At 62.8% G+C, this 1,630-nt stretch carries 2 protein-coding genes; both read right to left on the bottom strand.

The features are described from left to right. Nucleotides 1–88: 88 nt before the first annotated feature. A complete protein-coding gene (locus J3476_RS25210; RefSeq protein ID WP_207069045.1) occupies nt 89–1,165 on the bottom strand; it encodes a dihydrodipicolinate synthase family protein in 1,077 nt (358 codons plus the stop codon). Between the two features lie 168 nt (nt 1,166–1,333). After that, on the bottom strand, nt 1,334–1,630 hold a 297-nt coding region (locus J3476_RS25215; RefSeq protein ID WP_207069046.1), incomplete at its 5' end, for an SCP2 sterol-binding domain-containing protein.

Raw genomic sequence — 1,630 nt, forward strand, 5'->3', positions numbered from 1 at the left:
CCGCCGTCGCATTGCTCGGCTTGGCAGTCCTTTCCGAAGTTCAGTCGCTGCTGAGTGGTCTGGCGACGTTGGCGACAGACCTAGACGCCTAGGTGGCGGGAGTGGTCAGCAGGTCGCCCTGACGGTTCTTCCCCGGCGTCGACGACGAGGCGGCGGCGACGTTCGCCGCGGCAGGCGGCAGCCCAGCGGCTTGCCTTGACCGGTGATAGCGCTCCGCAAGTCCTGCCCAGCGTTCACCGTAGCGGTGCGCGGAATCGACGACGGTCTGCGGTATGTGAACGAAGGGCGGCCGAGCAGCCCCAGCACGCCCATAGCCCGCAGTGTCGATTGCCATCTTCCACCAGGCGGACTGCATGGCTTGGAATTCCTCCATAGTCAGACCCAGCGTTCGAAATGGCGCCTGCATCTGGTCGGCGATGGCCGCGGCCTCTGTCCAGTCGCCACGCTGGCATGCATCGCGCAGCGAAAGCGCGGGCCAAGGGCCCATGCATACGTCGATGCTCCACGCTCCGGCAGCACCGAACATCATTGCGGGGTACATCAACTGGTCCAAGACGAGGACCGACATCTTGTCCTCGACCGCTTTGATGGCGCCGATCACATTGAAGATGTCCATCGAGGTCTGCTTGAGCGCAACGATATTGCGAATCTGGGCCAGCTCCCTGAATGCACCGGGCGGCAATGTGATGCGGAACGCGTGCGGGTTCTGGTAAATCATGATCGCCAGCTCCGGAACGGCCTCGGCGAGGTCTTTGTAGTACTGGACCGCGTTCTCGGCAGTCTGCGGCAAATACATCGGCGGTCCGCTCATGATGCCGTCCGCCCCGAGGTCGGCGATGACGCGGGCGCGTCGGATCGAGTCGCGCGTGTTGAGCGTACTGGCACCAACGAACACCGGAACCCGAGCGTTCACCGTCTCCACGACCGTGGTGATGAGCGTGCGGTATTCGTCGTCGGAAAGGGTGTGCGACTCGCCGGCGCTGCCGGTCGTGACGATGCCGTCGACACCATCACGAACCAGACGATCAACCAGAGACGCGAGCGCATCGGTGTCGATCGTGTCGACCGCGTTGACATCGGCGGCGTCCGGCGTCGAGCAGGCCGGCACGAATCCCCACAACCCCTTCATGTCGCTGGGAACGAGTTCGCTGGTGCGTGTTGTCATGAGCCGTGTCCAATCTGGTTAGAGGATTTTCGGAATGGCTTTTATTGGCGGTATGGTCGCGCCGGACCGTCCAGGGTGGGACTTGAGCCGATGGTAGGTGCCGATGCATACCCGTTCGTGGCATTGTGTCCCTCGGCGCGAAGTCAACTCTAGGCGCCGCGATAAGTGCTAGTAGTCGATGTCTAAGCCGCTCTCGAGTTCTGCGAGCCGATCCTGGGCTTTTCCGATCGACATCATCTTCATCATGTTGCCGACGGCTTTCATCTGCCCGGTCATGGCCGCGGTCTGGCCGTTGAGCGCACCCCGAGACAGCTCGACGTTTGTTTCGTAACTGAGCTCGGCCTCCACGTCGGGCGTGCGCGGCGGGGATCCGATACCGACGATGAGCGACCCGTCAGAGAAATGCATGTAGTAGTCATCGCTGGCCGGGCTCTGCGACACGGAGACGCGGAGCACCACGTCATG

Source organism: Mycobacterium sp. PO1 (assembly GCF_017312405.1).
Classification (GTDB): Bacteria; Actinomycetota; Actinomycetes; order Mycobacteriales; family Mycobacteriaceae; genus Mycobacterium.

Excerpts from the sequence above, each read along its gene's own strand:
- J3476_RS25210 (WP_207069045.1), bottom strand. The coding sequence starts at position 1,165 with ATGACAACACGCACCAGCGAACTCGTTCCCAGCGACATGAAGGGGTTG.